The following is a 3,029-nucleotide window of genomic DNA, read 5'->3' as shown; positions in this document are numbered from 1 at the left end:
TTTATTATATGGAACTTTTGATATTAAAAGTAAAACTTTTAATCAAATTGCAGCTTTAGATAAAGATAAAAAAACAAATATATATTTAGTTGGGAATGAAACTCATGCTGATATTGCTACCTTAAATAATATAGATAAGTTGCATATAACTGCTAAAGATGAAGGTTCTTTATATTTAGGTGCTACGGGATATTATTACAATCCATCTTCGTTTAAGGATTTTAATTATGAACAACAAGATTATGATAATGTTTTAAATGAAACTGGAAACAAAATAGAAGTAAAGCATAATAATGAAAAATTTTTAAATAATAAATTTATAGGTATAAGTTCTGATGTGGATTGGTGGCATTTTGCTAAAGGATGGAATGAAAATAAAAGTGATTTTAGCAAAAATATCGAATATAGACTTACTAATAATATAAATTTTAAAGGCAATCAAGGCAAAGGCGAAGAAGGAAAAGATTGGCAAAACTATGCTAATTATTGTATAGATGGTCTTGGTTGTACTTCTATGATGATTGGTGATAATAAAAATCCTTTTACTAAAACATTTGATGGCCAAGGATTTACCTTAAAAAATATTAATATAGAGGCTAACAATAAAAATTATGTTGGTATTTTTGGAAATTTAAGTAATGGGGCTAATATAAAGAATTTCAATGTAGATTATATGAATGGTAATGTTAAAGCAAATACGACAAATTCTATTCTTTATACAGGTGGTGTTGTCGGACTTATAGAGCAAGATGCTAAAGTTGAAGACATTGTTTTAAAAAATATCAATGAAATTATAGGCAATGGTAAAGATTATGCTTATGTTGGAGGTTTTGTTGGGGATATTGTTGATGTAGCTAATATTGATTCTCTACCTATGATAAAAAAGGGCAAAAAATATGAATTACCATCAATACAAAGTAGTAAATTTAAAAATATTACAATTTTAAATATAAACGGTATTCAGGCAGAAGGAATACAAACTTCAAGAGTAGGCGGATTTAGTGGAGCTGTTTATTCCTCTCTATTGAGTCAAAATTCTAGATATGATTTTAATAATATTTTTTTAAATCATATTGGTTATATAGGTGCAGTAACGGATAAAGCAAGTGCTAAATCAGGAGGATTTGTCGGAGAGATTATAAATGTATATAAAGAAAATAACACTCCAACTTATAATAGCTTTACAGATATTTCTTTAAATGATATAGGATTGATTCAATCTTATAACAAAGGAACATATGATCATTATTTAAAAAGCTCTCATGATTTTGAGCAGGATGATTCTTTTGCTAGTGGATTTGCTGCAAGTGCTAGTGGAGGGAATTATTTTACTGGTATAACTTTAAATAATATAAAAACAATTCAAAGTATATCCAAAGACAAAGCTGAACTTAGCTATGCGTCAGGTTTTATATCGCATTCTGGTTCAAATTATTTCAACGACATAATTTTAAATGATATACAAAATATTATTTCTGAAGGAACGGGGCATAATAAAAATGGAGCAACAATAGCAACTGGTTTTGTGAGTTTTTATAATCCTAGTTATTTTTATGATATATATGCTTTTTTTAATTCAAAATCACAAATTCAATCAATTGCACCTAAAAATGAAGAAAAGACTATAGTTGGTTATTTTGATATCGGAGGAAAAGATAAAGATGATAAAAGCCATCATAATATCCATGTGTGGATGCCTGAAGATATTTTAAATGGAAAACACTCTCCTGATAAAAAATCTTCTATTGATATAAAAGAATACAGCGATCAAACGCAAGCTTATAAAGAATATAAACAAAAATTGTTAGAATACTCTAGTAAGCAATTTTTAAAAGACAATCATAATTATCTTACTTTTGCTTTAAATGAGAAAAAAGATGAACTTAAAGAAGCTTTAGAATTAGATTTAAATGCTATTTTAAACAAAGAAGCTATGCTTTTCAAAGATGATTCTTTTCAAAGTAGTATTGAAAATTATGCTATTAATGATATTGCAAGTCAATATTATAGATTTTATATTAGCTCGCTAGATGATATGCTTAAAGAAAAAGATTATAAACAGATGAGTGAAGATGAGAAAATTGATTTTGTGTCTAAGTATTTTTTAAAAGATAATGAAAACAATAAAGAAGAAGCTTTGAAGATAGTTCAGAGTTTGGAATTTATAGATGCTTATCAAGAAAATGGTTTAAAGGGTGCTAATAAAGAAAAAATTTATCAAAATGAAACTTTTGAAAAATTGTTAGATAATACTGCTAATGTGATTTCTAAAAAAGATTTTATATTCGCTTTATTAAAGAAAGATTTGAAAGATTTTCTTGATAAATCTATAATACTAACAAATCAACTACAAGAAATAAAAACAAAAATTCAAGAAAATGAAAGAGAATATAATGCTTTAGCTAGTAGTGAAAATATTGATTTCAAAAAAATCAATATTTTGGCAGAAAATATTAGCAGATTAAATCAGCAACAAAAAGATATTGTTTCTCAATTGGATATTAGCCCTATAAAAAATAAAATAGAATATACTATCTCAAAAGGAGGTTTTGAAATAATAGGAGATGTTAAGCAAGATATATATACGCCAAAATTAGCACAGCTTGCATTGCAACACGCGAAAAAAGAAATTCCGTGGACAGAACTTCAACCAAGCACTCCAGTGAAAAAAGAAAAATCTAAAAAAGATTTACCTTTTATAGAAAATAATATTTATTTATCAACTAGCGATAATTTGAAATCAGATGGTGGACTTGTGATAAAAAAAATTAGAAAAGAAAAAGATGTAGATAAGGCTGTCACGAGAAAAAGAGCAGTAACTTGCATAGTTAATGATGGATTTAAAACTATGAATCCTTGTGTAGTAAGTGATATATAAAATATAAATACTAGGTTATCCTAGTATTTATAGTTGTAGATATTATTGAAATTTACTATTGATCAATTCTTAAATTACAATTAATCTAAATCAAGTGTTATTATAAATTAAGGTAAAATCATGAAAAAACTCTCTCTTTGTATTATAGCAA

Annotated in this window: 1 protein-coding gene; it reads left to right on the top strand. The window is 26.2% G+C overall.

What is annotated here, in order from left to right:
• On the top strand, positions 1–2,878 hold a 2,878-nt coding region (locus tag L8Y18_RS08405), incomplete at its 5' end, for a hypothetical protein (protein WP_263676648.1).
• Between the last annotated feature and the right edge of the window lie 151 nt (positions 2,879–3,029).

Source organism: Campylobacter sp. CNRCH_2007_0968H (assembly GCF_025773245.1).
GTDB lineage: Bacteria > Campylobacterota > Campylobacteria > Campylobacterales > Campylobacteraceae > Campylobacter_D > Campylobacter_D lari_D.
Note: the sequence above shows the minus strand (reverse complement) of the source record. Positions and strands in the feature narration are given on the sequence as shown.